The sequence below is a fragment of the Paraburkholderia humisilvae genome (assembly GCF_902859855.1).
Classification (GTDB): Bacteria; Pseudomonadota; Gammaproteobacteria; order Burkholderiales; family Burkholderiaceae; genus Paraburkholderia; species Paraburkholderia humisilvae.
In genome coordinates this window covers 1-589 of sequence record NZ_CADIKH010000476.1, presented here as the reverse complement: position 1 = coordinate 589, position 589 = coordinate 1, and the positions used below count along the sequence as shown (strand labels likewise).

1 pseudogene is annotated in these 589 nt (G+C 55.7%); it reads left to right on the top strand.

Features of this window, described 5'->3' with window-relative positions:
- Positions 1–262: 262 nt before the first annotated feature.
- A pseudogene (locus tag HV796_RS45320) lies at positions 263–589 on the top strand (IS110 family transposase); the annotation flags it as partial.

Sequence of the window (589 nt, the reverse complement as noted above, 5' to 3'; positions counted from 1 at the left end):
TCGTCCAGGCTGCCCAACGTTGCTGCTTTACCGCTGTTCGCTTCTTCCGTAAACTCATTCATTGGTGGTGGATTCCGGTTAGCTGGTTGTTACTCTCGACAAGCAACATTCCCCGCCTCAACCCCATACACCAGATCCGACAATAGCTCAGCGACACAGGGACCCGTTCTGGCGCTGATGTGATGGACGACTCCCGCTAAGTGGCAAGAGATTGTGTCAAAGTGGACAAGTCGTGATATCCACGGCAAAGGAGGCGTTCATCATGAACATGGCGACTATTGGACTGGACCTGGCCAAAAATGTGCTGCAGGTTCACGCCGTCGATTTGCAAGGACAAGTCCGTTGTACGCAAACAGCTCTGACGCTCAGATATACTTCGGTATTTCGCCACGCTGCACCCGTGTGTAACCGGCATGGCGGCGTGCGGCTCCTCGCATTGCTGGGGCCGCGAACTCACAAAGCCCGGACATACGGTTCAACTGATCGCCCCCGCAATTCGTCCGCCCTTACGTCAGGAGCAACAAGACCGACGCGGCCGACCCTGAAGCAATCTGCGAGGCAATAACACGACCGCACATGCGCTTTGTAC